Source organism: Methanofollis sp. W23 (genome assembly GCF_017875325.1).
Lineage (GTDB): Archaea > Halobacteriota > Methanomicrobia > Methanomicrobiales > Methanofollaceae > Methanofollis.
Genome location: NZ_JAGGMN010000001.1, coordinates 2,166,686 through 2,193,609 on the forward strand (window position 1 = coordinate 2,166,686; position 26,924 = coordinate 2,193,609).

Annotated in this window: 28 protein-coding genes; 12 read left to right on the forward strand and 16 right to left on the reverse strand. The window is 58.9% G+C overall.

Features of this window, described 5'->3' with window-relative positions; genetic code table 11:
* Nucleotides 1-5 precede the first annotated feature (5 nt).
* From J2129_RS09220 to J2129_RS09230, 3 genes are all read right to left on the reverse strand, one after another.
* Nucleotides 6-1,286 (reverse strand): heme ABC transporter ATP-binding protein, encoded by a 1,281-nt coding sequence (locus J2129_RS09220; protein WP_209630582.1) that lies wholly within the window; start codon nucleotides 1,284-1,286, stop codon nucleotides 6-8.
* On the reverse strand, nucleotides 1,283-2,230 hold the full coding sequence (locus J2129_RS09225; RefSeq protein ID WP_209630583.1) for an iron chelate uptake ABC transporter family permease subunit: 948 nt from the start codon (nucleotides 2,228-2,230) through the stop codon (nucleotides 1,283-1,285). Before J2129_RS09225 ends, J2129_RS09220 begins: the two co-directional genes overlap by 4 nt.
* 144 nt (nucleotides 2,231-2,374) lie before the next feature.
* Nucleotides 2,375-2,566 (reverse strand): hypothetical protein, encoded by a 192-nt coding sequence (locus tag J2129_RS09230; RefSeq protein ID WP_209630584.1) that lies wholly within the window; start codon nucleotides 2,564-2,566, stop codon nucleotides 2,375-2,377.
* Between the two features lie 140 nt (nucleotides 2,567-2,706).
* Between J2129_RS09230 and J2129_RS09235 the strand changes: the two genes are divergently transcribed.
* The 9 genes from J2129_RS09235 to J2129_RS09275 all read left to right on the forward strand — a co-directional run bounded on the left by J2129_RS09235 (nucleotide 2,707) and on the right by J2129_RS09275 (nucleotide 14,820).
* Nucleotides 2,707-2,961, forward strand: coding sequence for a hypothetical protein (locus J2129_RS09235; protein WP_209630585.1), 255 nt, complete (start codon nucleotides 2,707-2,709; stop codon nucleotides 2,959-2,961).
* Nucleotides 2,921-3,406: a DUF4430 domain-containing protein gene (locus J2129_RS09240; protein WP_209630586.1), complete on the forward strand. Its 486-nt coding sequence runs from the start codon at nucleotides 2,921-2,923 to the stop codon at nucleotides 3,404-3,406. The genes J2129_RS09235 and J2129_RS09240 overlap by 41 nt, the downstream gene beginning before the upstream one ends.
* A gap of 599 nt (nucleotides 3,407-4,005) precedes the next feature.
* Entirely contained in the window at nucleotides 4,006-5,910 is a 1,905-nt protein-coding gene (locus tag J2129_RS09245; RefSeq protein ID WP_209630587.1) for a PQQ-binding-like beta-propeller repeat protein, read from the forward strand.
* Nucleotides 5,907-7,490: a DUF4430 domain-containing protein gene (locus J2129_RS09250; RefSeq protein WP_209630588.1), complete on the forward strand. Its 1,584-nt coding sequence runs from the start codon at nucleotides 5,907-5,909 to the stop codon at nucleotides 7,488-7,490. The genes J2129_RS09245 and J2129_RS09250 overlap by 4 nt, the downstream gene beginning before the upstream one ends.
* The gene (locus tag J2129_RS09255) at nucleotides 7,487-9,466 is read left to right on the forward strand and encodes a helical backbone metal receptor (RefSeq protein WP_245320711.1); all 1,980 of its coding nucleotides are present in this window, start codon (nucleotides 7,487-7,489) and stop codon (nucleotides 9,464-9,466) included. The genes J2129_RS09250 and J2129_RS09255 overlap by 4 nt, the downstream gene beginning before the upstream one ends.
* On the forward strand, nucleotides 9,463-10,539 hold the full coding sequence (locus J2129_RS09260; protein ID WP_209630589.1) for a PQQ-binding-like beta-propeller repeat protein: 1,077 nt from the start codon (nucleotides 9,463-9,465) through the stop codon (nucleotides 10,537-10,539). The genes J2129_RS09255 and J2129_RS09260 overlap by 4 nt, the downstream gene beginning before the upstream one ends.
* Before the next feature lie 291 nt (nucleotides 10,540-10,830).
* Nucleotides 10,831-11,394 (forward strand): LemA family protein, encoded by a 564-nt coding sequence (locus J2129_RS09265; protein ID WP_209630590.1) that lies wholly within the window; start codon nucleotides 10,831-10,833, stop codon nucleotides 11,392-11,394.
* Between the two features lie 10 nt (nucleotides 11,395-11,404).
* On the forward strand, nucleotides 11,405-13,225 hold the full coding sequence (locus J2129_RS09270; protein ID WP_348632316.1) for a DUF2207 domain-containing protein: 1,821 nt from the start codon (nucleotides 11,405-11,407) through the stop codon (nucleotides 13,223-13,225).
* A gap of 620 nt (nucleotides 13,226-13,845) precedes the next feature.
* Nucleotides 13,846-14,820 (forward strand): flavodoxin domain-containing protein, encoded by a 975-nt coding sequence (locus tag J2129_RS09275; protein WP_209630592.1) that lies wholly within the window; start codon nucleotides 13,846-13,848, stop codon nucleotides 14,818-14,820.
* Here the strand turns inward: J2129_RS09275 and J2129_RS09280 are convergent.
* Nucleotides 14,789-15,376: a phosphoribosylanthranilate isomerase gene (locus tag J2129_RS09280; RefSeq protein WP_209630593.1), complete on the reverse strand. Its 588-nt coding sequence runs from the start codon at nucleotides 15,374-15,376 to the stop codon at nucleotides 14,789-14,791. The two genes, J2129_RS09275 and J2129_RS09280, sit on opposite strands and share 32 nt — an antisense overlap.
* A 1,423-nt stretch (nucleotides 15,377-16,799) precedes the next feature.
* Here J2129_RS09280 and ftsA point away from each other — a divergent pair.
* On the forward strand, nucleotides 16,800-18,149 hold the full coding sequence (gene ftsA / locus J2129_RS09285; protein ID WP_209630594.1) for a coenzyme F390 synthetase: 1,350 nt from the start codon (nucleotides 16,800-16,802) through the stop codon (nucleotides 18,147-18,149).
* Nucleotides 18,150-18,318: 169 nt separating this feature from the next.
* Here ftsA and J2129_RS09290 read toward each other — a convergent pair whose 3' ends face one another.
* Nucleotides 18,319-18,741 (reverse strand): hypothetical protein, encoded by a 423-nt coding sequence (locus J2129_RS09290; protein WP_209630595.1) that lies wholly within the window; start codon nucleotides 18,739-18,741, stop codon nucleotides 18,319-18,321.
* A gap of 69 nt (nucleotides 18,742-18,810) precedes the next feature.
* On the opposite strand from J2129_RS09290, the gene J2129_RS09295 reads away from it, so the two are divergent.
* Complete coding sequence (locus J2129_RS09295; RefSeq protein ID WP_209630596.1) at nucleotides 18,811-19,047, forward strand: YwbE family protein; 237 nt, start codon at nucleotides 18,811-18,813, stop codon at nucleotides 19,045-19,047.
* Here the strand turns inward: J2129_RS09295 and J2129_RS09300 are convergent.
* On the reverse strand, nucleotides 19,006-19,932 hold the full coding sequence (locus tag J2129_RS09300) for an AEC family transporter (protein ID WP_209630597.1): 927 nt from the start codon (nucleotides 19,930-19,932) through the stop codon (nucleotides 19,006-19,008). The two genes, J2129_RS09295 and J2129_RS09300, sit on opposite strands and share 42 nt — an antisense overlap.
* Before the next feature lie 254 nt (nucleotides 19,933-20,186).
* Here J2129_RS09300 and J2129_RS09305 point away from each other — a divergent pair, with 254 nt between their 5' ends.
* On the forward strand, nucleotides 20,187-20,426 hold the full coding sequence (locus J2129_RS09305; protein WP_209630598.1) for a hypothetical protein: 240 nt from the start codon (nucleotides 20,187-20,189) through the stop codon (nucleotides 20,424-20,426).
* A 396-nt stretch (nucleotides 20,427-20,822) separates the two neighbouring features.
* Here J2129_RS09305 and cmk read toward each other — a convergent pair whose 3' ends face one another.
* Genes cmk through J2129_RS09355 form a run of 10 tightly spaced genes read right to left on the reverse strand, consistent with a single transcriptional unit; the run spans nucleotide 20,823 to nucleotide 26,922 of the window.
* The gene (gene cmk, locus J2129_RS09310) at nucleotides 20,823-21,350 is read right to left on the reverse strand and encodes a (d)CMP kinase (RefSeq protein ID WP_209630599.1); all 528 of its coding nucleotides are present in this window, start codon (nucleotides 21,348-21,350) and stop codon (nucleotides 20,823-20,825) included.
* The gene (locus J2129_RS09315; protein ID WP_209630600.1) at nucleotides 21,351-21,950 is read right to left on the reverse strand and encodes an EMC3/TMCO1 family protein; all 600 of its coding nucleotides are present in this window, start codon (nucleotides 21,948-21,950) and stop codon (nucleotides 21,351-21,353) included.
* Nucleotides 21,951-21,953: 3 nt separating this feature from the next.
* On the reverse strand, nucleotides 21,954-22,526 hold the full coding sequence (locus tag J2129_RS09320) for an adenylate kinase (protein ID WP_209630601.1): 573 nt from the start codon (nucleotides 22,524-22,526) through the stop codon (nucleotides 21,954-21,956).
* Nucleotides 22,527-23,960 (reverse strand): preprotein translocase subunit SecY, encoded by a 1,434-nt coding sequence (secY, locus tag J2129_RS09325; protein WP_209630602.1) that lies wholly within the window; start codon nucleotides 23,958-23,960, stop codon nucleotides 22,527-22,529.
* Between the two features lie 30 nt (nucleotides 23,961-23,990).
* Complete coding sequence (locus J2129_RS09330; RefSeq protein WP_209630603.1) at nucleotides 23,991-24,416, reverse strand: uL15m family ribosomal protein; 426 nt, start codon at nucleotides 24,414-24,416, stop codon at nucleotides 23,991-23,993.
* A gap of 5 nt (nucleotides 24,417-24,421) precedes the next feature.
* The gene (locus tag J2129_RS09335) at nucleotides 24,422-24,883 is read right to left on the reverse strand and encodes a 50S ribosomal protein L30 (RefSeq protein WP_209630604.1); all 462 of its coding nucleotides are present in this window, start codon (nucleotides 24,881-24,883) and stop codon (nucleotides 24,422-24,424) included.
* Between the two features lies 1 nt (nucleotide 24,884).
* Complete coding sequence (locus J2129_RS09340) at nucleotides 24,885-25,502, reverse strand: 30S ribosomal protein S5 (protein WP_209630605.1); 618 nt, start codon at nucleotides 25,500-25,502, stop codon at nucleotides 24,885-24,887.
* 1 nt (nucleotide 25,503) lies between these two features.
* Entirely contained in the window at nucleotides 25,504-26,031 is a 528-nt protein-coding gene (locus J2129_RS09345; protein ID WP_209630606.1) for a 50S ribosomal protein L18, read from the reverse strand.
* Nucleotides 26,032-26,033: 2 nt separating this feature from the next.
* Complete coding sequence (locus tag J2129_RS09350) at nucleotides 26,034-26,489, reverse strand: 50S ribosomal protein L19e (RefSeq protein WP_209630607.1); 456 nt, start codon at nucleotides 26,487-26,489, stop codon at nucleotides 26,034-26,036.
* The gene (locus tag J2129_RS09355; RefSeq protein WP_209630608.1) at nucleotides 26,482-26,922 is read right to left on the reverse strand and encodes a 50S ribosomal protein L32e; all 441 of its coding nucleotides are present in this window, start codon (nucleotides 26,920-26,922) and stop codon (nucleotides 26,482-26,484) included. The genes J2129_RS09350 and J2129_RS09355 overlap by 8 nt, the downstream gene beginning before the upstream one ends.
* Nucleotides 26,923-26,924: the final 2 nt, after the last annotated feature.

The window sequence follows — 26,924 nt, forward strand, 5'->3', positions numbered from 1 at the left end:
AAGTTTCATCTCTTCCCTCTCTTCCTGAGAGCCGCAAGGTGCGCCACGAGCATGGGGATGTCTTTGACTGAGACAGCACCGCCATGACAGAGGGACGAGAAGATCGCGGTCGCCTCTCCCCCGGTATAATCACGGCTCGAGAGCGAGGAACCGTCCCGTGCCAGCACAAAAATCTTCGGGCCATGGGACTGTCCCAGGACCTTGAGATTGGCGATATTGCCCGGGCCGACCGGCATCTCGGTGATGACCACGGCGTCGACCTTCTCAAGGAGAGCAGCATATTCATCAAGTGAACGTGCAGAGACCGGTGCAAAGGGTGGTTCCTTGACGACCGGGATCCCGAGCCCTTCGGCGGTGGTGCAGTCAGAGTCGTTGGCCGAGAGGACACCGGCGGTGACCCTGTACCCCTGCGAAGAGAGGGCATACATCGTCTCGGCCCCGGTGCCCCCGCCACAGACAACATGGACGTGCAACGGTGCAGTGTCCTGGGGCGCCGGCGCTGGCGCCGGTTCATACCGCGGGACCAGGTACGGTCTCCCGGTGAGCGGGTGGGTCCTGACCATCATCGGGACGCCAAAGACCTGCCTGATATGGGCGTCGGTGAGCACCTCTTCAGGCGAACCTGCGGCAACGATCTTTGCTCTCTCCATGAGGATGAGGCGGTCGCAGAAGTAGGCGGCAAGGTTGAGATCATGGAAGACGGCGACCACCGTCACCTCGGGAGTGAGGCCCCTGATGATCGAGAGAACCTCGATCTGGTGGTTGATGTCGAGATGGGAGGTCGGTTCGTCGAGGAGCATAGCCCTGGGCTGCTGGGCGAGGGCGCGGGCAATGAGCACCCGTTGCCGTTCGCCCCCGCTGATCTCGGTGATGAGACGGTCGGCCAGGTGGGCAGTGCTGGTCAGGTCCATCGCCTTCTGGCAAACGGCGTAGTCAGCCTCTTTCATCGACGAGAGCCGTCCGAGATAGGGGTGGCGACCCATCTGCACGATCTCCTCGACTGTGAACCCGAAGGAGACCATCGTCTCTTGCGGGACGGCGCCGAGTCTGGTGGCCAGTTCCCTGGGCGAATATCCGGCGATCTCTCTGCCGTCGACATAGACCGCACCGGCCGCCGGGTTGATGACCCGCGAGATCGTGCGGATGAGCGTGGTCTTCCCGCACCCGTTCGGTCCCAGGATCCCGATGAACGACCCTTCGTTCACGGCGAGCGAGACGGCGTCCAGCACCTGGACATCGCCATACCTGACATCGAGGTCCTCTGCCCTGATCATCTCTGTTGTCATGTCCGTGTCCTGCTCCGTAAGAGATAGATGAAGAATGGCGCTCCAAAGAACGCCGTGACGATCCCGACCGGAATTTCATTGGGCATGGTGCGGGCAAGGGTGTCGGCCCACATCAGGATGACCGCACCGGCCATCATGGCCGAGGGGAGGAGCACCCGGTGGTCAGGGCCAACGATGATACGCATCACGTGCGGGGTGATGAGCCCGATGAACCCGATGGCCCCGGCGACCGAGACGGCGATCCCGGTGATAAATGAGGAAAGAAGGAGGAGCGCGAGTTTGAGTTTTTCGACGTCCACTCCCAGGTGCAGGGCGTCCTCCTCGCCAAGGGAGATGACATTGAGGTCCCTGGCAAAGAAGAAGAGCATGATACACCCGACGAGAATGAGGGCGGCGACCTTGACATCATCCCACCAGACATTCCAGAGGCCGCCCATCAGCCAGAACATGATCTGGTGGAGGCTCTTGCCTGAGATGTACATCACAAAGGAGAGGAGGGCCGAGAGGAAGAGGGAGACCGCGATCCCTGAGAGGAGAAGGGTCTCGACTGCCACCCGTCCATCACGGCGCGAGATGAGGTAGACGACAATGGTCGAGGCGGTGGCACCGATGAAAGCAAAGACCGGCAGCCCCCATCCCATCAAAAATACAATCGAGAGAGACGCACCCAGGGCACCTCCCGACGACGTCCCGATGATGTAGGGGTCTGCCATCGAGTTCTTGAAGAGCCCCTGCATCGCGGTCCCTGCAGCCGCAAGCCCCGCACCGACAAGGAGGGCAGCGAGCACTCTGGGGAGGCGGACGTCAAAGAGGATCTGGGTGATCCCGGCGGGGCCAAGGTCGAGAAGGGAGAGGCCGCTGGTCCCTATGGCGGTGGTGAGGATGATGCTTATACCCAGGATGAGAATGAGGGTGACCAGCACGATCCAGGTCTTCTTCTGCATGATAGTCTTCTTAAACGTATCTTACCCTAAGGAAAATAAAGTTACCCAAATGATTGGCACCCACGCACACTACCAGAGGGTGTGGTTCAGAGCATAAGCGGCATAGGATACAGGACCGTTTAAATAAAAAGCGAGATGAGGCCTTCAGACCTCATATGCCACGAGCGACAGCCCCGGTTCTTTCTCGAAGTCCTGGATCCTCCTGAGGTCCGTGTCCTTCAGCGACGAATAGGATGGCCTGGCGTACGCAAGGAGCGTCACTCTCATCTCTTTCTCAAGTTTTTTTACCATCTCCACCTGTTCGGGAGAGATGCTTGCATATCCCATACAGATCATGGCATTCACCTGGCCATCACATATCCATTCGTCATATATTGTGATATGAATACTGGAGGGGGGGGCGAAGATCAGTCCTCATTCAACACCAAACAGTCAGAATGAAGATGTATGCGTAGGTTCGTGTGGAGACTGGAAATATGAAATGGTTTTCGTGTACAGAGACGGCATCCGCCTTTCTCATCCTTCTTGCCGTACCTGTTGCGGCAACAGGATTTACCGGGTGGGAAGGAAATGTCACCCTTGATCCTGAGACGAACATCACCCTCGGGGAACATGAGACCTGGGGCGAGGCGCCAGACTACGCATCCTCGCCGATAAACGAGTCGGATGCCATCGTCAAACATCACGTCCATGATCTCCTCCAGCGGGGTATCCAGCAGAGAAGGGAATGACGGGATCGTCTGGGAGGAGGTGGCGCTCGGGCCGGGCACCTTCACCGTGACCTCCGAGAACAGGACCAAGTACGAGGTGGAGGAGCGCACTGCTCTTGGTGCCCTCAATGCTTCGAATGCCACCTATGTCCTTGACGATATGTGGTATGAGCAGTACGGCACACTGTTCATCTCGTCCATCAACGCCTTCGAGGGCGAGGGACTGGCCGGATGGGTCTACCACGTCAACGACGAGACGCCGGAGATCGGCGCCAACATCTATGCTGTGGAGGAGGGCGATGAAGTCGTCTTCTACTACAGTAAAAGCATGTCGGCAGAGCCCGAAGACTCGGCTGAGGCGATCTACCTGAAGGTCGTCTTTGAAAATGGTGCCTCCGGTGGCTACGAGAGGATCGTCGCCGCGAAGGGTCCTGAGAACCTCAAGGAGATACAGGATCACTCTTAATCCCCTTTCTAAATTGAACATGCGACTCCTTCTGCACCCCGCTCATGCTCATACGCGTTGTATCCTGTAGGAAGAAGTGAACAGCGCGGGGAGACTCTCCTGCAGAAAAGGACAAGAACTCAAGGGAAGGGGGAGGAGGTGGCCCTGTGAAATCTTGGCATGAACCCCGGGCTCAGGCAGAGGGGATGACCATGATCGTGGGTCTCTGGATCGTGCACTGATCTGTGTTCCTCCCTGGGAGCACGACACCACAGAGAGCACCATCGAAGGGCCGCCCCGCCTATCTTCATCCTGGGGGGTCCTGGGGGTCTCTCTCAACGCGAGACGATGGCGAAGATCCGGCGATTGAGGGCAGCAGATCTGACCGACTGCCTTCCCCTACCATCATGCCAGGGAAAGGGGCCCCTGGGGCGTATGACTGGGGGAGGGTGAAGAATCACGCTCGCACCCTGGATAGGTGAGAGATTCTACAATGTCCTATTGTACAGGGAATTTGTCGCCTGCACGTATCTGCGAAAGCATTATAGAAAAATCTATTAACTTAACATCAGATAATTTGTGTGAATACATGGGATAAATATTTTTATGGGGAGAAAATTATGGCACACTTTCCTTGTACAGGGATGATATGCATCCTTCTGATCGTTCTTGCCGCTCCTGTTGCGGCCGACTACCCGATGTTTGGCGCGGACGAAGCGCGGACCGGGGCCATTACAACAAGTGGTCCCCTGACCAATGCCACCCTCTGGGTGGAAGAGACTGCAGAGTACGCCGATGGGTCTCCGGCAGTCCATGACGGCAAGGTCTTTGTCCCGACCTGGCCGGACATGGTCTTCGACGACAACGGACTTACAGGACTGGTCTGCTATGACGCCGCCACCGGTGAAGAACTCTGGACCAATGAACTCGGGGGCGCGGCCGTCGGGTCGGTCTCGGGCACCGCCGTCATGGATGGGAAGATCTATCTTGGCGGGACCGACGGCAAGCTCTACTGCATCGACGAAGAGACCGGGGCAACTCTCTGGTCAAGCGAGAAGATCGACGAGACCGGATACTTCGGGCTTTCCTCGTCTCCACTCGTATACGATGGAAAAGTGTACACTCTTTCAGCCTCTGACGGCGTACTCCACGAATTCGACCTTGACGGCACCGAGACATGGTCGTTTACGACCGGCGGCGCGGCAGGATATTTCGTCTCACCTGCGGCGGCCGACAGGAAGGTCTACTGCTCGAACATGACCGCCCTCTTCTGTATCGACCCCTCGACGCAGGGCGAGATCTGGAACACCAGCGTCAGTGACGTCCTCCTCTCGACACCGACCGCGGGCGAGAACGCGATCTTCTGCGCCGGGGCCATCAACACCTATGCCTTCGACCGCGAGACCGGCGACGAACGCTGGAATGTATCTCTCGCCGGCACCTCATCTTCCCCTGCAGTTGACGCCAGCCACCTCTATGTCGGCGCAAAAGATGGCCTCCACTGCCTGGACACCATCACCGGTGCAGAGCGCTGGACCTTCCCCTCCGCCCAGATCACCGTCTCGCCGGTGGTCGCAGACGGGACGGTTTACTTCGCGACAAATGAAGAAACAGGGACTGTGTATGCGGTGAACACCACCACAGGCGACGAAGTATGGTCATACACCCTAGAAGCACCTGGAGACAACACCTTTGCTTCATTCTACGCCTCATCACCTGCAGTCTCAGAGGGTGTCCTGTACCTCGGGGCCGAGAACAACCACCTCTACGCCTTCGGCGAAGGGTCACCCCATCCTGAGATCATCTTCGACGGCACGGTCAGTCTCACCGACGCCACCTTCACTTTTATCCCGTCGAACAACGCTTCTGCGTCCTATGAAGTCAACCACACCACCGACCTCGGCGCCCTCGGCGACGCCGCTGACCTTGGAGAATTCACCTTCAAGGCAAGCGACTCATGGTACGATTCATACAGTTCCTTCAGCCTCGAATCGATCGACGGCATTGCCAACGAGGACTGGACCAACCCTGACGCACGGTCCTGGTCCATCTTCATCAACAACCAATCGGCACCCATGGGCCTTGGCAGAAACTCCCTTGACGACGGCGACCTCCTTGAGTTCTTCTACTGCCCTGTCAACGAGACGACCTATGCTCCCCTCACCGACGAGGCCGACGCCGTCGTCAGGATCCGTGTGAGCATGACTGAGGCCACACTCTCCGCACTCACCCTCACCGACGGGAACCGCGGCGGGAGCGTCCGCGCCGATGTCACGGCCTCTGCCGTGAACGAAGGGCGGTATGTCATCGTGGTGAGCGGGACCGATGAGAATGGTGAGTCCCTTGCAGGTACAGGCACCGTCTATCTCAATACCGGCGAGAGTATCGGGGTCCCGGTCCTCGTCACCGTGCCCCTCCAGGCAAAAACCGGCACTTACACGCTCCATGCAGGCATCTACCAGATCGAAGAGTATCCCCAGCGCTGTCTCTTCATGAGCGAGGGAGTGGAATGCGCCATCACATGAAGTGGACCCTCTCCCTCCTCTTTCTCCTCGTGCTCGCAGCGCCGGCAGCGGCGCTCACCATGGATGTCGCCGGGTCGTCCCCAGGTTCGGCCGTGACCGTCACCCTCGACACCGAGGCAAACGTGACCTTCCAGATGAACAGTGGGACACCATACTACGCCCATGGGACGACGGTGAAGTTTGTCCCGCACCTCACCGGCACACTCACGGTCACTGCAGAGGCAAAGGGCCAGAGCGTCGAAAAGAATGTCAAGATCACCTCTGGGGGCACCAATGACGGAGGAGGAGACCTCGATGACGATTCAGGACCATGGAAGACCGTCACCCTCGGTCCAGGCACCTTCAACGTAACCACCGAGAACGGTGAGGTCTATTCTGTGAAGCAACGGACCGCCCTCGGTGCCCTGGATGCCTCAGGCGCTGATTATGTCCTCGACGACAAGTGGTACGAGGAGTACGGCACGCTGTACCTCAAGTCAGTCAATGGTCGTGAAGGCGAGGGACTGGCCGGATGGGTCTATCAGGTCAACGAAAAGTCGCCGTCGGTCGGCGCCAACTCCTATAGCGTGAAGAAAGGCGACAAAGTCATCTTCTACTACAGCGAGAGCATGTCGGCAGAACCCGAAGACTCGACCGGGGCGATCTACCTCAAGGTCGCCTTCGGCACCACCACTTCAAATGGGGGCGACGGCGGCGAGGGGTCGGAGACCATACAGGAACGCCTTGCGCCGGCCGAAGATCCCGCCATCTCCCTCAACCTCCCTCAGGGCGTGACCCTGACCTTTGGTGCAGGAGGCGCGCGGATCTCGGTCCGCCAGGACGCAGGCGGCGACGGGGAGGAGGTGATCGTCAGGGGCGATCGGGTCATTCTCATACGTCCAGGGCTCCTGCTCACTGTCCTGACCGGTGATATGAAGGCAGCAGACAACTCCTCGACTGCCCGGATAAAGAGCGTCACCGCCGAACTGATGCCTGCCGCGGCAGGACTCAACGGGACGGCCGGGACCGCAGGAAAGATCATCCTCTCTCTTGCCGGGATCCCGGCCGAAGGAGTCATCACGACAGATTTCAGCGACCTGATGTCTCCCGACATGACAGAATCCCTCACAGATCTCGCCGCCACAGAGGGACGGTCCCTCCTGGGCATCGCCTATGTGATGGACGTGAACAAGACCAACCTCAGGAACGGCGAAGACATCCTCGGTGCGACCGTCAGGATGGAGGTCGACCCTGCCTGGGTGAAAGAGCATGGTGGCGCCGGGGCCGTCAGGATCGCACACCTCACCGACGACGGGACAGTAGAACTCCTCGAGACCAGAATGGTTCAGGAGAGCGAAAAAGTTCTCACCTTCGAGGCGGAGTCCCAGAACGGCCTCTCTTCATTTGTCCCCCTCGCCCTTGGAGACAAAAAAGAGACTCCACCAGACCTGGTGACACCACTGCCGCCAGAGGCAGAGGGCGGCACGACCCCACCGACGACCCCCTCACAGCAGACGCCCTTATGGGCCCTGACACCATTTTCAGCACTCTTAATCGTGGGTGCTACACATCTGATAAAAAGAAACGAGGAAAAAAAATGAAGAAACTATGTGCACTCGTCATTCTCCTCTGCACCGCCTGCATCATCGGCGGTGCGGCCTACCCGCTTGCCGCAGAGGACAACACCATACAGGAGAGTCTTAACTATCTCGAATCCTGCCAGCACCCAGACGGCGGATTTGCCGAACCAGAACGGGAGACCAACCCAGGCACCTCATGGTTTACGGTAATGGCGATCGTCGCCGCCGGCCAGGACCCCTCGACCTGGACAGTGAACGGCACCTCGGCGGTCGACTACTGGACAGCCAGCGAGGACCTCACGACCGAAGGGACTGCGGAACTCGGGCGGATGGTGACACTCATCGCTGCCGTCGGGGGCGACCCACACGACTTCGGCGGCAAAGACTATCTTGCCGACCTGAAGGCGCAGATGAAATCCTCCGGTCAGTTCGGCGACTTCGTCTACACCACTTACTGGGGGATCTTCGGGCTTGTCGCTGCGGGTGAAGATGCGTCAAAGTCCCTCGCCTGGCTGAAAGATCAGCAGAACGAAGATGGCGGGTTTGGCTGGATGCCAGGTGCCGAAAGCGACTGCGACGACACCTCCGCATCGGTGATGGCGATGATCGCCGCCGGAGAACCACAGGACTCTCCGGCAGTGAAGAACGCACTGGGTTATCTCAGAGATGCCCAGATGGATGACGGCGGGTTCAACTACGGCGGATCCTCGTCCTCGAATGCGGCGTCGGCCGCGTGGGTGACGCAGGCGATCGTCGCAGCAGGTGTAGACCCCTCGACCTGGACGAAGAACGAGAAAGACGTCATCTCATATCTCACCGACATCCAGCAGCCTGACGGATCGTTCAAATGGACCGCCCAGGTCACCGACAACCCCTGCCGGATGACCGCCGCCGCCGTCCCCGCCCTCCTGGGCCGACCATACCCCATCCTGCCTGGCCAGACCACACCTGCACTCTCTGGACAGACCAGGAAGGCGGAGACGACACCCGCCACCGCCGCAACCGCGCCGGTCGGCGCCGCCACGACAGTCCAGAATGCCGGCGGCCCCTGGGAACTGGTCACGGTCACCGACGACTTCGGTGAAAAAGTCGCCATCACAGAAGAGCCCATGCGCATCGTCTCCCTCTCCCCGGCCAACACCGAGATCCTCTTTGCCCTTGACCTGGGCGACCGCATGGTCGGGGTGACCGACTACTGCAATTACCCCGAAGAAGCCACCGAGAAGCCAAAGGTCGGCGGGTTCTCCACCGTGAACATCGAGCGGGTCGTGGCGGAGAAACCTGACCTGGTCTTTGCCGCCCTTGGCAACACCGAAGAGGTGGTCGACCACCTCAGGAAACTTGGCCTGACCGTCGTCACCCTCAACCCCGACTCGGTCCAGGGAACGCTCCATGACATCAGACTCGTCGGCGAGGCAACTGGCAAGGGGGCAGAGGCCGAGACACTTGCCGCCTCGATGCAGAAACGGATCAACGCTGTTGAAACAAAAGTGGAGGACGCCCCTGAGCACCCGACCGTAATGCATGTCGTCTGGTACGACCCCATCTGGGTGAGCGGCAACAACACCTTCCAGGACGAGCTGATCGATATCGCCAGCGGAGAGAATGCCTTCCCTGATATTGAAGGCTGGCAGATCGTCACCCTCGAAAAAGTGCTCACCACCGACCCTGACGTGATCCTGGTCAACTCTGGCACCGGGATGGACGGGGGGGAGAGCGACCTCATCTACCGGTACTTCGCCGAGGAGCCGCGCTTCCAGAACCTCAAGGCAGTGAAGAATGATCGGATCTACATTGTGCCCTCAGACATCATCGACCGCGGCGGTCCCAGGATCGTGGACGCCATCGAAATGGTGGCGGCCGACATCCACCCTGATCTCTTTGGCACAGAAGAGGAGACACCCACACCATCAGGCGCACAGACCCCAGGGTTCGGGATCTTTGCAGCACTGGCCGGGGTGGGGGGTGCATGTTTCCTCCTCAGGAGGATTGGATGAGAATCATCGGCCCCATCCTCTTCCTATTCTTTCTCTCGGCACTTCCCGCGATCGCGACGGCAGCGACACCTGAAGAAACACCGCTCTCTGAGGTGGCAGTCCCTGGCGAGGTGAAACAGGTTGCCTTGAATGCCGACGGCACCAGGGTGGCCGTCCTCTCAGATCAGACACTCTCATGGTACGATAAAGATGGGACACTCTCATGGCATGTCCCGGCAAACAATGTAGAGACATTCGGGGCCTCTGATGATGGGGCGCTCCTTGTCACGGGCGGCGCCGACCTCAGGGCCTATGACCACCGTGGCGACCGGGCTTTCAGGCTTGACACCGGGTATTTCGCCCTGGGGGTCGGGGTGTCCCCTGACGGTTCCTGTATCGCCGCCGGGTTTGACAACAGGAGTCTGGTCCTCTTCAGGGGCGACACCTCCAAAGACTTCGAACCTGCCTGGACGATTGAGACCTCAGAGGACGTTATCAGCGTGGCACTCACCGACAATGGATCCTCTCTCGTAGCCTGCACCAGGGACGGGATGGTAAACGTCTACACCGGGGACGGAAGACTGCTGTGGCGCTATGACACCGGGGGGAGCGAAAGACTCACCTGCGCCGTCACCCACGACGGAGCATATATTTTCGTCGGAGCCGACCATGGAAAGGTCTTCTTGTTGAACAGAAACGGGATCCTCATCTGGGAAGAGGTCATCGGGAAGCGCCTTCCTGCGGTCTCAATCTCGGCCGAAGGCTCGGTCATTGCTGCGGGTGGAGACGAAGGGGTCGTGCTCCGCACTCTCCAGGACGACGACCATGAGCCGTTCGGAAACAGGAGCGTGCAGGTGGTCGCACTCTCTTCCGACGGGAGAAGACTGGCGATCGCCGGACAGGGAGGAGATATCGGATTCTTTTCGACAGGGAGAGAGGAAGGGTCGCCAGGGGCCACGCTCGCCCCCCTGGCCGCCCCTGCAGGGCGTGTCACCTCAGGGAGTAGCACAGAACCGACCGCGACCACACACGCAAGCCCTTCCATCCTGCCAGGACTTGCAGCCGTCGCTCTCCTGTTATGGAGGAGGCGGTAAGCCTTTTTTTCGGACCTGGAGAGAGCCCCACTCATCCCTGGGGGGAACGCAATGAGACCGCCTCCCCTCATCGATCGTGCCGCAGGGGTCCGGGTGGGCATTCGTCTCCAGGCAGAGTCGCCTCGCTTTTCATGAGGGATTGCCTGAAACACGCTCTCGGTCCATGCATGGTTCACCAGAGCCCTGAGAGCACGAAAGAACCTCTGGGACATCTTAAATCTCTCCAGAAACGCGCCGCCCCATCCATACTTTCATATCCGCAGACCTCTATTTTTCAGGTACGGTGAACCCATGGACTTAGCCACCATCATAGTAATCGCAGTCGTCGTGCTGGTCATCCTCGCCCTCATCGGCTGGATCATCAGCATCTACAACCGGTTCATGAACCTGAAAAACTCGGGCGAGGCCACCCTCGGCCAGATCCGTGTCGCCATGAAGAAGCGTCTCGACCAGATCGAGCAGCTCCTCGGATCTGTCAAGAGTTATGCCTCCTTCGAGAAGGAGACCCTCACCAGGGTCACCGAGATGCGGGCAGGCGTCGGGAAGGCCGATCCCGGCGACCTCAACGAGGTCGAGCGGCAGTCGCGCTCGATCATCGGTCGGCTCTTCGCCGTCGCCGAGGCCTACCCCGACCTCAAGACGCAGGCGACAGTCTCTGAACTGATGGCGTCCATCAGACAGATCGAGGACGAGATCGCCCGCCAGCGCTACACCTACAACAACATCGCCCAGCAACTCAACACCATGACCGAGACGATCCCTTCCAACATCGTCGCCTCCATGGCCCATGTCCAGAGACTCGACTACCTCGAGTTCGAGGAAGAGATCGAGCAGGCGCCAAAGATCGAGTTCTGAGGTGGACGTGGTGAGTGAAAACCGGCAGATCGCCACCCTCCTCATCGTCACCCTTTTTCTCGGCGTTGCGGCCCTCGGCCTCAGCGCCGCTCTGCCCTTCCTCACCGAGGGCGACCTGGTCGTCGACGATTATCAGGCGGTCCTGTACGAGAACGGCACCTTTGTCGAACGCTACACCTATGACGTCGCGCGCTCTGATGAGTACAGGATGCTCTTCCGCTTCTTCGACGACCGCCTCACCTTTGCCGATGCGTCAAGTCCGCACGTGAAGTTCGAGGAGATGACGGTACCAGAGGGAGTGATCGGATACGTGAAGGACGCCTCTGGTGAGGTCAGGACCTACCCGACCGCGACCGAGGCCGAGACCGAGTTCATCAGGAGCAAGGCCTATCCCAACGAGGTCGGGCTCTACAACCCTGGATATTTCGACGCAGGCACATATGTCGTCGAGTACCACTCGGTCATGCGCCCACCGGTGGAGTACGACGGCGAGGTGGCCCATGTCAACCTCAAACTCGTCCGCGAGCATATCCCGTACCGCCACCTCACCCTCACCCTCCCTGACTGGGAGGGGATCGAGACGGTCTATGCCTACCCGCCCTGGCTCTCGGTCGAACGGCAGGACGGGACGGTGACGATCACAGGTAGTGCCGCCGCAAACGATCCCGTGGCGGTCGAACTCCTCCTGCCTCTCTCCTACCTGGACCAGACGAGCGGGTTCCCGCACCCGGTCGACGACCTGAGACAGAAGACCGAAGAAGGCGCCTTCTGGTATAACTTCCCGTACCATGCGGCCTCGGTCTTCCAGACGGTTGCGGCCTTCCTGGTCCTCGTCCTCCCCTTCGCGCTCCTCCTCCTATACCGCAGGTATGGGCGGGAGAAGACCTTCACTGTCCCCGAGTATCTCAGTTTCACGCCCAACACCGCCCTCAAACCCTGGCAGGTGAACCTCCTCTTCAAGGGGGACGTGAATGAGTCAGACGAGGACGCCTTCTACGCCACGCTCCTCGACCTCCACAGGCAGGGCGTGGTCACCGTCAGGGAGAAGGACGATGCAAAGGGGATCACGGTCACGGTCAACCGCGGCCATTCAGACGACCCCTATGAACAGCGGGTGCTCAACTACATCTCCGGTGTCGGGGGCAACGGGGTCTTTGACTCTGGTGAACTGGAGAGGATGGCAACGCGGGCGGCAGAGGGCAGGGCCGACCTGGCCACGGTGCAGGGCTACCAGCGGAGTCTCCAGGCGCTCTTCAACCCGACAGACACGCGCCTCTCCAGGAAGTACGCGGTGGACGGCAGGAAGTTTGTCTCACCCCTCCTCTTCCCGCCTGCATTCCTCCTCGGGCTTGCAGTCCTGGTCTTCGTGCTTGCCCCGGCCACCGGGGCGGCGTCGGTGCCGGCGATCGTCCTCTCGGTCGCAGGGCTCGTCGAGGTGGGCATCGCCCTCCTGATGCCCTCGACCCTCTTTGGCCACTGGAAGGGCGACCACTTCAAGGAAAAACTGGAATGGGAAAGTTTCGAGAATTTCCTCTCCGACATGGCGCAGATCCAGAAGTACGCCCCAGAAGACCTCTCGATGTGGGGCGAGTGGATGGTCTACGGCACCGCCCTGGGCCTGGGCGAGCAGGTCGAGAAGGCGATGGAGCACCTGCATGTCTCCTATGCCGAGGTGGGGATGCCGGTCTACTCCCATATGCCCCTGGCCTTCATACCGATCGCTCACTTCTCCGCGCCCTCCACCGGCAGCGGTGGCGGCGGCTTCGGTGGTGGAGGGGGCGGTTTCGGTGGCGGCGGCGGCTTCGGCGGTGGCGGCGTCGGAGGGCGTTGAACCGAGATCCTCATCTTTTCTTTTGGCTCTGAACAGATCCCAAAACTCTCTGGAAGCGAACATCTTCTGGAACTGAAACACATCTTTCCAGAAATTCGGCTCTGTAGAAATCTTCCGGACAGGTATCTCTGGCGGGGGATGGCATCACGCTCTTCATGACGATTGATTGTGCCCTCCCGACCCTATCTTCATCCCGGGGGTCCGGGGGCAGCGCCCCCGGCCGAAGAGGTGGGAAGGCGGGCGACACACATCCCCACACACAAGAGGCAAGGGATTCTAAAGAGCCGAAATTCTAAACCCTGTCCTCCACCGGGGGCGGCCGCACCCGGTGCAAGCTTCGGGAAGGAGATGGATGCAGGTCTGCGTGACAACAGGAGGAGGATCTTTCAGCCATAATCCAATCACTATCGTCTGCACGAGGAAGGTCGGAATGGACATCATAAGCAAGAGTGCAGGGGTGCGGTATCGTCTTTCTCTTCCCTCTCAAGGTGGTGTCCAGGAGAGCATTCACATCATGGAAGGAGGGCGCCGTCCTCATACCTCTCCACATGCATGGGGGTCCAGTCCAGGCACCAGGCAGTGCCAGAGTATTTATCAGAGCAGATGGCAGAAGGGGCCTCATGCTCAGGACATGTGTCGTCTATGAGAGCAAATACGGGACGACCGCCGAGGTGGCCAGGGCGTTCGCCCTCGTCCTGGGGCCGTCCAGGATGTGCCGGCCCGAGGCATTCTCAGAGGACCTGAAATCCTCTGACCTCTTTGTGATCGGCACACCCATCTACAATGGGGAGGTCGTCCCCTCGGTCAGGCGATTTGTCGAGACCAATGCCTCGTGGCTGCGAGAAAAATCGGTGGCCCTCTTCTGCACCTGTGTCAAACTTCACAGGGGGCGGACATACCTCACAGGACTGCGGGCCTTCCTCGGCGAAGAGGTGCCGGCCGTCGCCTTCGGCGGACAACTCAGGACCGCGGACCTCGACCGGGAGGACAGAAACGCCCTCACCTTTTATGCGAAACGGACCGGGTTCATCCTGCAGGACCACGACCTCCTCGACATGAAGGCGGTCGCCGCGTATGCCCTGAGCCTGCGCGAGAAACTGGAGGGCATCGACCAGATGCCTGAAGAGGACTTCAAGGCCAGGGCCGAGCGGTTCCTCATCGCCCATTCAGAATGTGTGCTCGCCACCGCCCATGGCACCTCGGTACGGGCGACGCCGGTCAACTACTTCTATGCCGACGGGCGGGTCTATATCTTCAGCGAGGGCGGGGCAAAGTTCGCCCACCTGGTCCAGAACCCCCGCGCCTCGGTCGCGATCTACGACCCTCGCGCCACCATGGAGGAGGTGCGCGGCATGCAACTCACCGGCAATGTCGAGGTGATCTGTCCAGGGGACCAGGGCCACAAGGAGGCACTCGACCTCTGCGGGATCTCAAAAGAAATGCTTGCCTCTTTTCCGGCAGACCTCAACGTGATCACGATCACCCCCGACGAGACGGTCTACCTGGACACGTCCCTTCAAAATGAGGGGTATGCGGCGCGGCAGGTCCTGCGTGAGCGGACCTTCACCCCTTCACCGCGGCGACAAAGCCCCTGACCAGGGCCGGATCCTTCACCCCGGGTCTGGTCTCAACCCCTGAGCAGACGTCCACCGCATAGGGGCCGACGGCCCTGACGGCGGCGCGCACGTTCTCAGGGGTCAGTCCCCCGGCCAGCACCACCGGCACCCCACTCTTCTCGATGATCCTGCGCGCAGAGACGGGATCAAAGAGGCGGCCCCGCCCCATACTCTCGTCCACAATATAGGCGTCCGCATGAAGAGGAGGGACCGGACGGTCCCGACCGACCACCCTGATCACCGCCGTCCCGCACGTCTCAGGGACGTCATGGGGATATGAGATCTGGACCGCGGTCGGGCCGAGGGCGAGTACTTCCGCAAGATCCTCTGGCGAGGGGGTATGGGTGACCACCACCCGCGCCATGAATGGGCCGAGGGCCGAGAAGATCGCCGACGCCTTGTCTGGACTGACTGACCTGGGAGAGTCCGAGTACATCACCACCCCGACGGCGTCGGCCCCCGCCGCCTCGGCCGCCCGCGCGTCTTCAGGCCGTGTCACCCCGCAGATCTTCACCCGCACGTACTCCTGTGTCATACCGTATCTTCTCGACCTCCTGCCTGATGGATTCTCCGGGAGGAGCAGATGAAGATCAAAGAGTTTTGCGGTGTGATAGGAGCAGCGAACGTGAGGATAAAACTCTTATAAATTGGCTCTGTAGAAACCCTCACCTATTCCTGGTGTGAGCGTGACTCGCCCACCTTCCACATCTCCGTGCCTGGGGCGAGTCCCGCACTGACCCCCGGGATGAAGAGAGGGCCGGGAAGGGACAATCAATGGACCAGACGAGAGATGTGACGTTCACGACCAATTGTGTGGCAGGGGGTTTGGGGGGCGGCACACCCCCTGGCAGACAAAAACATCCTGAGAATTTCTACAGAGCCTTAAAAACTACTTATTGGGGTCTCGATCAACGTACTGATGGGGGTCATCCCAAAACTCTCCAACCTTACCTTCACAGAAGATAGCGATGGATGATGGTTGAAAGATCCTCACCCCCTCGTAGCGTAAAGAAGCACCTCTGGCCTTCCCACACGCTCGTGCCGGGGGCTCGGCCCCCTGACCCCCAGGATGGCGATGGGGACGGAAAGACATCCTTGATGATCCTGAAAAGGGGACAAGCGTCCTCCTCCCTATCTTCTGCGGGGGGACCGGGGAGCGGCACGCCACCCGCCGGAAGATTCGCACTCTAAATTCCTGGAAAGGAGTGTTTCAGTTCAAGCCTCAGAGAGTTTCGGGATATGTTCATGGAGAATTCTTCGACCACCGCCCTCCCCCTCTCCTGGCCATGGAGGGGGCCAGGGGGGTGCACCCCCGGGTGCGTGCAGGACAGGGATGAAGATCCCATGGGCGAAGGCGGCCGATTACGCATAGGAAGTTTTTATCCCGCGTATACTGGTATCTATGGGATCTGGCGAGTTAAAATCCTCATGAAAATCTATACACATAATTTTTGAGAGCGTTTTCCTGGAGATCGTCCCAGAACTTTCCGGGCCTCCGCTTCCCAGGAGAGCGCGATTGGATACGGGGGGGAAGAGTCTCCCCCTTTCGTTGCGCCCCCATGCATGCCTTCATTCAAGCCTTCCCACACCGCCGCGCCGGGGCGGCACGCCCCGGTGGAGGATGGTTTGGAGTTTCTGGAAGAAGACGTTTCAGTTCGAGGACATCTTCACCCCAGGAGAGGGTTTAGGGGTATGCTCGTGAGAGATGCTCTTGATGTCTCTCTGTACCTGGGGGGGTGGCGGCGGACAGCAGCAACCCTCTTTATGGACACCCACTCTGCCTTCCCGCCCCTATCTCCCTCCCCACGGCACAAGGGCAAGGGAAAGGCATGGATAGAGGCATAGGTGCGCAGCGAAGTTCTTCCTGTGAGGATAAGGCCAGGGAGACCTGGGATGAATACAGGGCAAACACGATGAGGAACTCACAAATGCTATAAACCATCCCGCCGCCCCAGGGGATGATGGCACCGAGGTACTGGGACGAGACGATCGAGACGATGGAACGGGGCGACCTTGACGCCCTTGTCGACGAGCGCATCCGTTACACCGTCAGGTACGCCGCCGAACATTCTCCCTTCTACAGAAAATGGTTTGCAGAAGAACAGATCGACCCGACCGCCGTCACCTGCCACGAAGATCTCCTCGACCTCCCGGTCATCTCAGGCCAGGTGATCAGGGAGCACCAACCCCCGGCCGCCCCCGACTTCGCCTTCCGCTCGATAGGATGGGAGAAAGTCTTCACGGTGCATGAGACAAGCGGGACAAGCGGGGTGCCAAAGACCTTCTTCCTCACCTGGGAAGACTGGGAGCGATATGCCGAGAAGTATGCCAGGGCTTTTACCGCCCAGGGGATCGGCAAAGGAGACCGTCTTGTCCTCTGCACCTCGTATGGGATGAATATCGGGGCAAACACCATGACCCTTGCCGCCAGGGACATGGGCGTCGCTGTCATCCCTGAAGGAAAATGCACCTTCCCGGTCAGAGTGATCAGGAACTACCGGCCCACCGCCATCGTCGGAAGCGTCTTCAAGTTCCTCAGGCTTGCAAGACGACTCAGGGCCGAAGGGATCGAGCCACAGAACGCAGGGGTGCGGAGTCTCGTCATCGGGGGGGAGGGGTTTGCCGAAGAGTCCCGTGCCCATCTGGAAAAGGTCTGGGGCTGCAAGGTCTACAACACCTACGGCTCCACTGAAGGCACGATGTGCGGAGAGTGCCCTGTCAAAAACGGACTGCACTGCCCCGAAGACCTCGTGCACGTCGATCTGTACGATCCAGCGCTCGAACGTTTCGTCAGAGACAGAGAAGACGGGCGCCTTGTCCTCACCACCCTCCTCCCCCCTGGCGGGAAAGCCGGCACCCTCCTCCTCAATTACGACACCGAGGACTGGAGCCGGGTGGTGAGCCGCAGCACCTGCGCCTGCGGGCGGACGCACCTCAGGATCGAACCCCCCTGGAGGGAGGCCGAGACGGTAACCGTTGCGGGGTGCGCGGTCAACCGGGTCGATATTGAGCGGGCGGTCTTTCAGCCCGAGAACATGGCATACCTGACCGGCGAATATGAGGCCTTTCTCTATGGTGACGAGGACGAGACCGTCCTCAGGGTCAGCATGGAATGCGAAGACCTCGCCTCGGCCGACCAGAATGCCGTCAAACACCAGTTTCTTGAGAGACTCTTCACAGATAAACCGACACTTGCAGAAGCCTGTGAGGAGAAGAAGTGCAGAGTGCTCTTCCACTTCACCGCGCCCGGAGGACTTGAACTCGCGGCGGTGAAGGGGCGACCAAAACGGATCGTGGACCGAAGGTGAGGATCAACCGATTAACACTGAGGGAAAGTTAAATGCATAGATTTAATAAGCGCCACGACAAGAAGATACATAGCCGGAGTTGTTAGGCACACCTTTCGGGCATCAACTTCGAGCTCAGTTTCTGGCACCAAATATCTTCTTTTTTAGGCCGTAAATAAAAAAAGAAAATTTAAAGATTACCCAGCACCGGTGTGCCATCAGGAGTCCAGAGATTGCTGCTCGACCAGATGACCTCACTGCCCCGTACCGCATAGGATCCAAGGTAGAAGAGGTCGACATCCTCCATCTCAGTTGAGACCTCAACATCCTGTGGCACCACGAGGAGCATCTTCTTCACCGGCGCCTTCTTTGCAAGAAGACCTTCGGCCGCGGCCCGCAGACGGGCCACATCATCAGCCCCAATCACGGGGGCGATCCTGACGTTCGCCACGATCTGCTCGAGAGAGCCAGGCCTGCCCCTGCTCAACAGGAAGTCAGGCGCAGTATCGCCACCATCAGGACTGCGCTCGATTCTCCAGCCGTCTTCACCTCTGTACGCCTGTTTCAGGTCGCGCTCGACCGTGTTGTAATACGCCTCTTTACACGCACCCATTGTAAATTCACTCTCATTACCTATTCCACAGGGAACATTAAAAGCGTTGTTCAATGAACTTGTTGGTCCATGAACGGACAGCACCGCAAGGACATCAAACCAGGGCTTACTGTCGACATCGTCTTAAAGGCAGACCAGAAAACCGGCAAACGTACCCGCGGCATCGTTGCAACCATTCTCACCAACTCGTCCTTTCACCCTCATGGGATCAAGGTCAGGCTGAAGGACGGGAAAGTGGGGAGGGTCCAGGAGATCATCTCTCCCTCAGGCAACCAGGAGAGCGACAAAGGGGATGGTCCCAACTGAAAAAAGTGTTGAGAGAAACACTCCCTGTGAAGCCAGTTTTGTATCAGTGTGACACTCCTCTGCAAGGATTGCCGCAAAAGCAGCGGCCGGCATCGCCGCCATGACCACCGGCACCCCCAGCAGATAGGGGTCATGGACAAAGGGCACAAGGACCGCCCAGACGACGACCGGCATCAGGAGAAGGCGCGCTCCCGTGACCGCATAGACCCGCCACCCACGAAAGACCTCGGCAGGATTGACCCGTGCGAGCATCGCCCCGACGACGATCATCGAGAGAGGGGTAGTCAGAGACCCAAGAGATGCAAGTGCCCCTTCAACCGGGAGGGGCGGGCGCACCGAGGTGACGAAGAGGACCAATCCGATGATGACCGAGATGATCCCAGGGTTGAACAGGATCTTCGGGTCAAGGCGAGCCCTCTCCCCCGACGCCCCCCAACGGAGCATGATGATCCCGATGGAGAAGACCAGCAGGTTGAAGGGCAGGTTAAAGATCGCGGCATAGAATAGTGCATCCTTTCCAAAGATTGCCTCGATGACCGGGAACCCCATGAACGCCGTGTTCGAGAACATCAGGAGAAAACCGTACACCCCGAGGTCGGTCTCAGGCGACCCAAGGACCCTCGGGACCACCCAGGCGACGACAAGAGAGATCGCATAGAAGACGACCGAGATGACAAGCATCTCGCCGCATGCCGTCAACCGTTCCGCGCTGAAGGGGACCATCATCGAGGAGATGATCAGGGCCGGCAGAGTAACCTTCACCAGCAGACTGCAGAGACCACTGGTCGTCTCATCGTCAAAGACTTCAAGCCAGCGGGCCGCATATCCAGCCAGCACCAGGAGGAAGAGAAGTAAGATCTGGTCAAAGACCGTGATAAAGTTCATAAAGTAAGACTCCGTGCAGAATCATCATATGATGCGCCCCATCAATACTCCCTGATTCCTGTTATATGGAAATAAATGAGGTCGGAGATCACGTAATTGGCGATCTCACCTCTCATGGCGGGGCATTGTGCAGTGCTTTTATAAAAAGGCACTAATTCGATAAATACTTTCTCCTGATGCCTCAAAGTTCAATAGGATAAATTAACATATCCCATTTATTTGAGAAAAACAATTACCATGTACAGGTGAAAGCAATGCATCATTTTGAAGACGGAACAGTATTCCGACTCTATCTTTCAGTTAAAGATGACAATGAACCGATGGTCAACGACATCCAGCGCGACGCCGTGGACCTCCTTGGCATCATGGCACAGAAAGGGAACACTGAGGCACACGACGCCCTCAGCGCCCTTGCCGACGCACCGATGATCCACCCGATCCTCCGCGAACAGATCAGGCAGGCCGCAGGGATCGCGCCGTCGGCCAGCAGATAAAATCCCCTCTAATAACTGGCAGATACCACTCAGAACCTTTTTTCCCGGTGCGGCACCCCCCGCACCGGGCACCCCACAGGTCAGATCACCGGTACCGACCCGTGCCCCTGCACCACCGATGATCATTCTGAAAGAGCTTCTCTCCTCTGCATATCGACCTCACCGGGCAAACCAAGAGGTCACCGCAACCTTTCAAGCCCTTCCCCCACCACCGCGCCGGGGGCAGCGCCCCCGGTGTGATTGTGCGGGAAGGCGAGTGAGTCTCCCTTGGACCGAGAGGAAGTGAGGGGTTCTACAGGGCCGATAATTTCCAACCGCGTAGGCATGAGCCGACCCTACAGATCACACCATCATGCAAACCCCGAAAGGCAACCCCCGGAGCACAAAAAAAGAGAATTACTCATGCAGGGAAGCAATCGCCGCATCGACGATCGCACCCAGCCCGTCGACATCCCAACGCTCTGAACTGAGGACCAGGTCATAGACCGAGAGATCATCGATATCAATATTATAATACGAGAGATAACGCCCCCGCTCACAGGCCTGCCTCTCCTCAGTATGCCTGCGCGCTTCGTCCTCTCCCTCGCCGTCGCGCGACGAGATCCGTACCGTCCGGCAATCGATCGACGCCGACAACCAGATCCTCAGGTCCGCGTTTGCGACCATCCATCCAGACAGCCTCCCCTCGGCCACGATATCGTCCTCGGCCTCGGCTGTCTCCTTCTGGCGTGCATCGATAAGTTTGTCTACCGCCGGGTCGGACTCAGCAAGCGTCCCAAACTCGGCAAGACTGACCCCGCGCTCTTTTGCAAGCGTCCTGAACATCTCACCGGCCGAAATCGCCCTGAGCCCGTGCTTTTCAGCAAGGTACCGGGCAAGCGACGTTGTCCCGCTACCCGGCGACCCGCTGACAGTAATCCGCATCTACAACCCCCCAATATTGAGTGATTTCCTGATCACCTGACTGATCGCCAGCGAACAGATCATGTACCACAGGATCCAGATCGGGAAGAACCCAAAGGCGAGATCCATGAACCCGAGCGTTCCCACATAGGGGATTGTCATCGTCTGCTCAACACCAGGGAGACGGAAGAGCAACCAGAAGAAGATCGGCACTGTAAGGAGCAGAATAAACGCCATCGGTTTGAACTGCTGTTTGGAAAGATCCAGCTGCTCCTGCATCATCCGGTCCCTCTTTGCCTCAAGTTTCTTCAGTTTCTTCTCATCGCCGCCAAGTTGTGCCTCACGAAACTCCTTCTGGAATTCCTTCATCCTCGCCTGGACCCGCTGCATCTTCTCATAATCGATGGTGTACTTCTGGATCAGCGAAGAGTACAACCCCGTGATCGCCGAGAGGATCATAATCAGCACAAAGAATGGGATACCATAGACGTCCACCAGGTGCCCGAAGATCAGGTCCATTGCACCGCCGACGCTCTCCCTCACCCAGGGGATCGCGTATGACATCATCAGCACCAGCGTGAGGAGGATCAAGATTATGCTGCTACGATCCTTGGCTCCCATGCCTCACCTCAGAACCCGGGCCATCGCCTCGACCGCATGGTCGAGAAGATAATTTTCATTTCTGACGACCTGAACCGTGCACCCGGTCAGCATCCCATATGCCGCCGCAAAAGCACGGTTGATCCCCTGGTGCTCTGCAATGGAACGGCTGCCCTCAGGATCACGCCGGCGACTCTCGTCGTCCATCCGGCGCATCAGGATCTGGTCCTCGTCGGCCTCGACCAGCACCACCATATCAGGTTTGAGCTCGGTCAGCACCCACGCAGGCAGACCAGGCAGGTAGCCGACCGGAGTCTTCACCGACGCATGAGTATCCACGATGATATTGCCTTCCATCTCACCGATTCGCTTGCCGGCGAGCCTCTGGAGTTCCTTCTGGACATCCTTGTCAAGAGTCCGCATCTGGTCGCGGTCCTCAACCTTGCCCTCCGCCTTCGCGGTCTCAAACATACAGGTGCCAAAATTGACGGCCTTGTAGGGGATCCCCTCCCCTGCAAGCCGTTTCATAGACTCTTCGATCACCGTGGTCTTGCCCACCCCAGGCACACCTGTGATCACTACTCTCTTTCCGGACATTCATTCTCTCCCAAAGAACTGCCGCATGAACGGATACATCTCCATAATCTGTTCGCTTGCCACTTCCTCATACAGCCGATAGGTGATACTGACCGTCAGCAACAGCCCTGTACCAGTTACTCCGCCTATCACACCAAAGAGGTTTGCAAACACACTCAACAGACCAATGAGCACGCCACCGATGACCGTGACCCTCGGGATATACCGGTCGAGGTACTTGATGAGCACCTGCGTGTTCCGCCGATATCCAGGGATCTGCATCCCTGACATCTGGATCTGTCTGGCCACATGCTTCGAGTCAAGACCGGCCGTCTTCACCCAGAACAGGGCGAAGACCGCACCGCCGACCACCATGAACGTGGCATCGATCCCGAGCCTGAGCATGACCTCCCAGGGAGCATGCCCGAGGTCGTGGACCCACCACATCCAGTCCTGCGGGTTGTTGATCGGGGCCAGGAAGTACATCAGCCCGTCGACCGGAGCCTGGTTTTCAAACCGCCCGAGCACGGTGATCCCGATATTGGAGAGAAACATCCCAAACATCTGGATGTTTGCCTGGAGCACCCTCACCAGGATCATCGGCAGGACTGATGCGTAAATGAGTTTCACCGGGAAACGCGCCCGCGCTCCACGGACCCGTGCATGGGCAAGCGGGATCTCGATCCGTGTGGACTCCACATAGACCACGATCAGGAAGATCGCAACCGTCGTCACAAATGCCAGGAGGTCTGCTCCAAAGTACTGGAGAAAGTTCCCGCCAGAGACGCCAATCGCGAAGATCCTGGGGAAGAAACCCACCGGATAGGGGTCGGCCACTGCTTCCCAGTTTAAGAAGCCGTTGATCAGACTCTGTGAGATCCCGGCAATGATAAAGAGCCCGACACCAGAGCCAAGCCCCCACTTGGTGACCACCTCATCCATGAGGAAGATCAGCACCCCGCCAAGACAGATCTGCAGGAAGATCAGGAACGAGACCGCAGCCGCACTCCCCCCGAAGAGCGCCTGGGCTATCTCCATATCCGGACGCATAAATCCTCCAAAGAGGTTCGGCGCCGCCTCAAGAACGATCATGACGAAGATCAAGAGTTTCTGGAGCCCCATATACATGATCTGCCCGCGTGCTTCAGAGGTATCGATCTGGATCAGATCCGCACCTTTCAGGAGCTGGAGCACGATGGACGCCGTCACGATCGGCCCAATACCCAAGTGCACAATTGACCCGCTCGCACCAGCAAGAAGGGCACGGAAGTACAGGAATGTGTCCTGGGAGCTGGGGTCGAGGCCAAAGACAGGAATATTGGTCAGGAAAAAGTACAGCAACAAAATTGCAGCGGTCCACATCAACTTGTTCTTGAAGTGAACATGGCCTTCAGGAGACTTTACTGCGGGCATCGCCGCAAGCAAAGGCTCCATTCTATCCAGCAGATTCCCCATGTGGTTCCCACCAAACAAAAAACGAGGGGCTCAGTTGGTCAGAGCCTGACCGCCGGCCGCCTCGATCTTCTCTTTCGCCTGCGTTGAAAACGCCGCTGCACTCACCTTCAGGGCATGGGTGACCCGCCCGCCACCAAGAACCTTCTCGACCCCGATCTCTGCAAGATCAAGGGCGATCAGGCCCTCGCTTTCCTCGGCGATCCCGATCTGCACCAGGAACTCGACCATCTGATCGACGTCCCCGATGTCCAGCACCGGAACCTCAGCCTTGCCGACACTGGTAAACCCATGCTTACCATTGTGGATCTGGTTTGCAAGGAGGTAATGAGTCAGGCGGTGATCACGGTGTCCAGCCCGTCCTCTGCCACCACGGTTCCCGGCACCACGACGGTTCTTGTGCGTTCCGCCACCGCAGGTCTTGGATCCGCGATATTTCGAGCGTGTATTCGTAGGCATCGCATTCACCTCATCCTGTAGAGGAGGTCATTGATGTCCTCCCCATAGTTCCCGAGCGCCCCGCCCTGCTGGAAGGTGCGCTTGATCGTCCGGTAGCCCTTACGCGGCGGGTGAAGACGCAGAACAGGCTTCAGTTCAGGAATGTCCTGCATCGTCGCCTCACCCTTGCAGACCGCTGCCGCGAACTCTTCAATGCTCGCAAACTGGGAGTGGTCATGGACATACGCATCGGTAAGCCTGACATTCCCGGCCAGACGGCCCCGAGTGGAGAGAAGCGTCGCAATTGTCCGCTCGTCCACCTCGCCATAGGCGACATAGTCCTTGACCTTCCTGATCATCCCCAGGTATGCCGGGGTGTCAGGGACCAGCACACAGTGGTTGATGTGGTGGAGACGGAGCATCTTGAGCGTGTCTTTGATATCGCGGCGCGTATTCACGACGCCACGGACCTGCACGACTGCAAACATGTTACTCTGCCCCTCCGGTCCGGATCATATTCGTTGCCTTCAACGCATTGAAGGTCGCCTTGGCATAGTTGATCGTCGTCCTGGTCTTCCCGCTTGAGAAAGCCCAGATATCCTTGACACCCGCGAAGTCGAGCACTTTCCTGCCGATTTCACCAGTGACCAGACCGATCCCCTGCGGAGCCGGCATCAGGGTGACCCTGACACTGCCAGCCTTGCCCTTGACCTGCACCGGGATCGAGTGTGTGGCTCCACACCCGCACTCCCAGCTCCCGCAGCCGCGGCGTACCTTGATGAGGTTGGTCTTTGCGTTATCAATTGCCTTTCGGATTGCGTTTCCGACCTGTGCATCCTTGGCCTGCCCCAGACCGATGTAGCCATCGTGGTTCCCGACGATGACCACAGCCCTGAATTTCACACGCCTGCCAGAGTCGGTCATCCGCTGGACCATCGAGATGTCAAGTACCTCGTCGTCCAGGTCAGGGAGGAAGGTATCGACGATCTGAGCCTCTTTAATTGGCTTCCCGCTATCGAGCACCTCGTCGATGCTCGCGATCTCGCCTGCCGCAACGGCACGGCCAAGCCCGGTCAACGGGACCCAGGGTTCCTGTTCGTACGCCATATCACTCGAGCTCCTTCATGATGGCCTCTGCCACTTCTTCAACATTCTCGACGAGGTTCCCGGCCCTTTCAGGAGCATATGCTGCAATCACCGAACCGCTGGTCCGCTCGTCGTCAGGGAGAATCTCCTCGCCATGCGGCACTTCCAGCCCCGCCTTGACTGCACCTTTCAGCGCAGCAAAGATCCGGGCACCAGACTGTGCACGCGCAAGCCCGATATCAAGAACTGCCTCATCGTAGCCTGCTGCAAGAGCTTTCTTCGCAAAGAGCATCCCGGTCAGGTAGGCTGCGGGGGTGCTCGACGTCGAGCCCTCATAGCCAAGACCAGTCAGTTCCTTGGAGTAGGCCGAGATCAGGGTCTGATCTCCCTGCTCACCGGGCACCACCAGCTGACAGATGATCTGGCGGTTGGTCTTGCGGACGACCATCCGAGGAGTCTCGGAAAGAAGGAGTTTGATCCTTGCATGATAATCGGTCCGACCCTCTTTCCTCCTGCGGAATGGAACAAAATACCGTGCTCCGGTCGCCATATTTATTCAACCCTCCCTTTCGTAATCATCTCAACATGGGTAATCAGGTGCGCCCGGCTCCTGAACTGGCCACCAGCCGCACGCCGATACAGACGGCGGTACGTCCGGCGGTCGATGGACCCGTCTTCCCGCATCTCGCGGAGCGTCGTCCTGATCGCCCGAATTCTCTGCATCCACTGGCTTTTCGACGGATTGCGGGCGCCAGCAGTACCTTTCCTCCGGCCATATCCTTTCTTGTGGCCGTACGAACGCTTGGCCGCCCTGACCCGTGCACGACCACGGCTGTTACCCTTTGCCGTGGCCGCCTTGATCACGCCCTCTTCGATGAGTTCCCTGATCTCGGCACGCGAGATCGCGCCCTCGATGTCAGAGAGACGTGCAGGATCGAACCTGATACGGTTGACCCCACAGTTGAGTACAGCCGCCGCAAGCCGTTTCTGAGCGGAAAGATCACTCATCTGCTTCACTCTCCTCAACGTCCTCTTCAGCAGCCTCTTCAACCGGTGCCTGCGAGAGGTCCTTTGCATTCAGCACTTTCAGCCCGGCTTCAAGGGCCTTCTGCTGGATCTCGATCCGCTTTCTCTTCCCGACGCCGCTCGCGATCCGCACCGCCTGCTCCTCAGGGTTGAGTCCCTCAAGTTCGGCAGGGTTGTTGACCAGCACCTCGAAATAGCCGCTTGGGTGCATGCCGCGCACCGCCACCGGGGAACCATATCCCGCCTGCGGGTGTGCGCCCTTTGCCTTGTACTGCCTCCGCTGCTTGCTGGTCAGACCACGGGGTTTCCTCCAGGTGTCCTTCAGTCTCCTCTTTGAGTGGAGACACTGGCGGTGGAACGTGCATCCGGTCTTCTGGGACCGGACACGGATTAACCGAATCTTCTCGTCTACCATCT

Bases quoted from the DNA above. Each gene is read 5' to 3' on its own strand.
- J2129_RS09265 (WP_209630590.1), top strand. From the start codon at position 10,831: ATGGACTTAGCCACCATCATAGTAATCGCAGTCGTCGTGCTGGTCATC.
- J2129_RS09260 (WP_209630589.1), top strand. From the start codon at position 9,463: ATGAGAATCATCGGCCCCATCCTCTTCCTATTCTTTCTCTCGGCACTT.
- J2129_RS09315 (WP_209630600.1), bottom strand. From the start codon at position 21,950: ATGGGAGCCAAGGATCGTAGCAGCATAATCTTGATCCTCCTCACGCTG.
- cmk (WP_209630599.1), bottom strand. From the start codon at position 21,350: ATGCGGATTACTGTCAGCGGGTCGCCGGGTAGCGGGACAACGTCGCTT.
- J2129_RS09345 (WP_209630606.1), bottom strand. From the start codon at position 26,031: ATGGCGACCGGAGCACGGTATTTTGTTCCATTCCGCAGGAGGAAAGAG.
- J2129_RS09320 (WP_209630601.1), bottom strand. From the start codon at position 22,526: ATGTCCGGAAAGAGAGTAGTGATCACAGGTGTGCCTGGGGTGGGCAAG.
- J2129_RS09330 (WP_209630603.1), bottom strand. From the start codon at position 24,416: ATGCCTACGAATACACGCTCGAAATATCGCGGATCCAAGACCTGCGGT.
- J2129_RS09300 (WP_209630597.1), bottom strand. From the start codon at position 19,932: ATGAACTTTATCACGGTCTTTGACCAGATCTTACTTCTCTTCCTCCTG.
- J2129_RS09245 (WP_209630587.1), top strand. From the start codon at position 4,006: ATGGCACACTTTCCTTGTACAGGGATGATATGCATCCTTCTGATCGTT.
- J2129_RS09250 (WP_209630588.1), top strand. From the start codon at position 5,907: ATGAAGTGGACCCTCTCCCTCCTCTTTCTCCTCGTGCTCGCAGCGCCG.
- J2129_RS09220 (WP_209630582.1), bottom strand. From the start codon at position 1,286: ATGACAACAGAGATGATCAGGGCAGAGGACCTCGATGTCAGGTATGGC.
- J2129_RS09305 (WP_209630598.1), top strand. From the start codon at position 20,187: ATGCATCATTTTGAAGACGGAACAGTATTCCGACTCTATCTTTCAGTT.
- J2129_RS09230 (WP_209630584.1), bottom strand. From the start codon at position 2,566: ATGATCTGTATGGGATATGCAAGCATCTCTCCCGAACAGGTGGAGATG.
- J2129_RS09295 (WP_209630596.1), top strand. From the start codon at position 18,811: ATGAACGGACAGCACCGCAAGGACATCAAACCAGGGCTTACTGTCGAC.
- J2129_RS09335 (WP_209630604.1), bottom strand. From the start codon at position 24,883: ATGTTTGCAGTCGTGCAGGTCCGTGGCGTCGTGAATACGCGCCGCGAT.
- secY (WP_209630602.1), bottom strand. From the start codon at position 23,960: ATGGGGAATCTGCTGGATAGAATGGAGCCTTTGCTTGCGGCGATGCCC.
- J2129_RS09340 (WP_209630605.1), bottom strand. From the start codon at position 25,502: ATGGCGTACGAACAGGAACCCTGGGTCCCGTTGACCGGGCTTGGCCGT.
- J2129_RS09235 (WP_209630585.1), top strand. From the start codon at position 2,707: ATGAAATGGTTTTCGTGTACAGAGACGGCATCCGCCTTTCTCATCCTT.
- J2129_RS09350 (WP_209630607.1), bottom strand. From the start codon at position 26,489: ATGAGTGATCTTTCCGCTCAGAAACGGCTTGCGGCGGCTGTACTCAAC.
- J2129_RS09275 (WP_209630592.1), top strand. From the start codon at position 13,846: ATGCTCAGGACATGTGTCGTCTATGAGAGCAAATACGGGACGACCGCC.
- J2129_RS09225 (WP_209630583.1), bottom strand. From the start codon at position 2,230: ATGCAGAAGAAGACCTGGATCGTGCTGGTCACCCTCATTCTCATCCTG.
- J2129_RS09290 (WP_209630595.1), bottom strand. From the start codon at position 18,741: ATGGGTGCGTGTAAAGAGGCGTATTACAACACGGTCGAGCGCGACCTG.
- J2129_RS09280 (WP_209630593.1), bottom strand. From the start codon at position 15,376: ATGACACAGGAGTACGTGCGGGTGAAGATCTGCGGGGTGACACGGCCT.
- J2129_RS09255 (WP_245320711.1), top strand. From the start codon at position 7,487: ATGAAGAAACTATGTGCACTCGTCATTCTCCTCTGCACCGCCTGCATC.
- J2129_RS09240 (WP_209630586.1), top strand. From the start codon at position 2,921: ATGATCTCCTCCAGCGGGGTATCCAGCAGAGAAGGGAATGACGGGATC.
- ftsA (WP_209630594.1), top strand. From the start codon at position 16,800: ATGATGGCACCGAGGTACTGGGACGAGACGATCGAGACGATGGAACGG.
- J2129_RS09355 (WP_209630608.1), bottom strand. From the start codon at position 26,922: ATGGTAGACGAGAAGATTCGGTTAATCCGTGTCCGGTCCCAGAAGACC.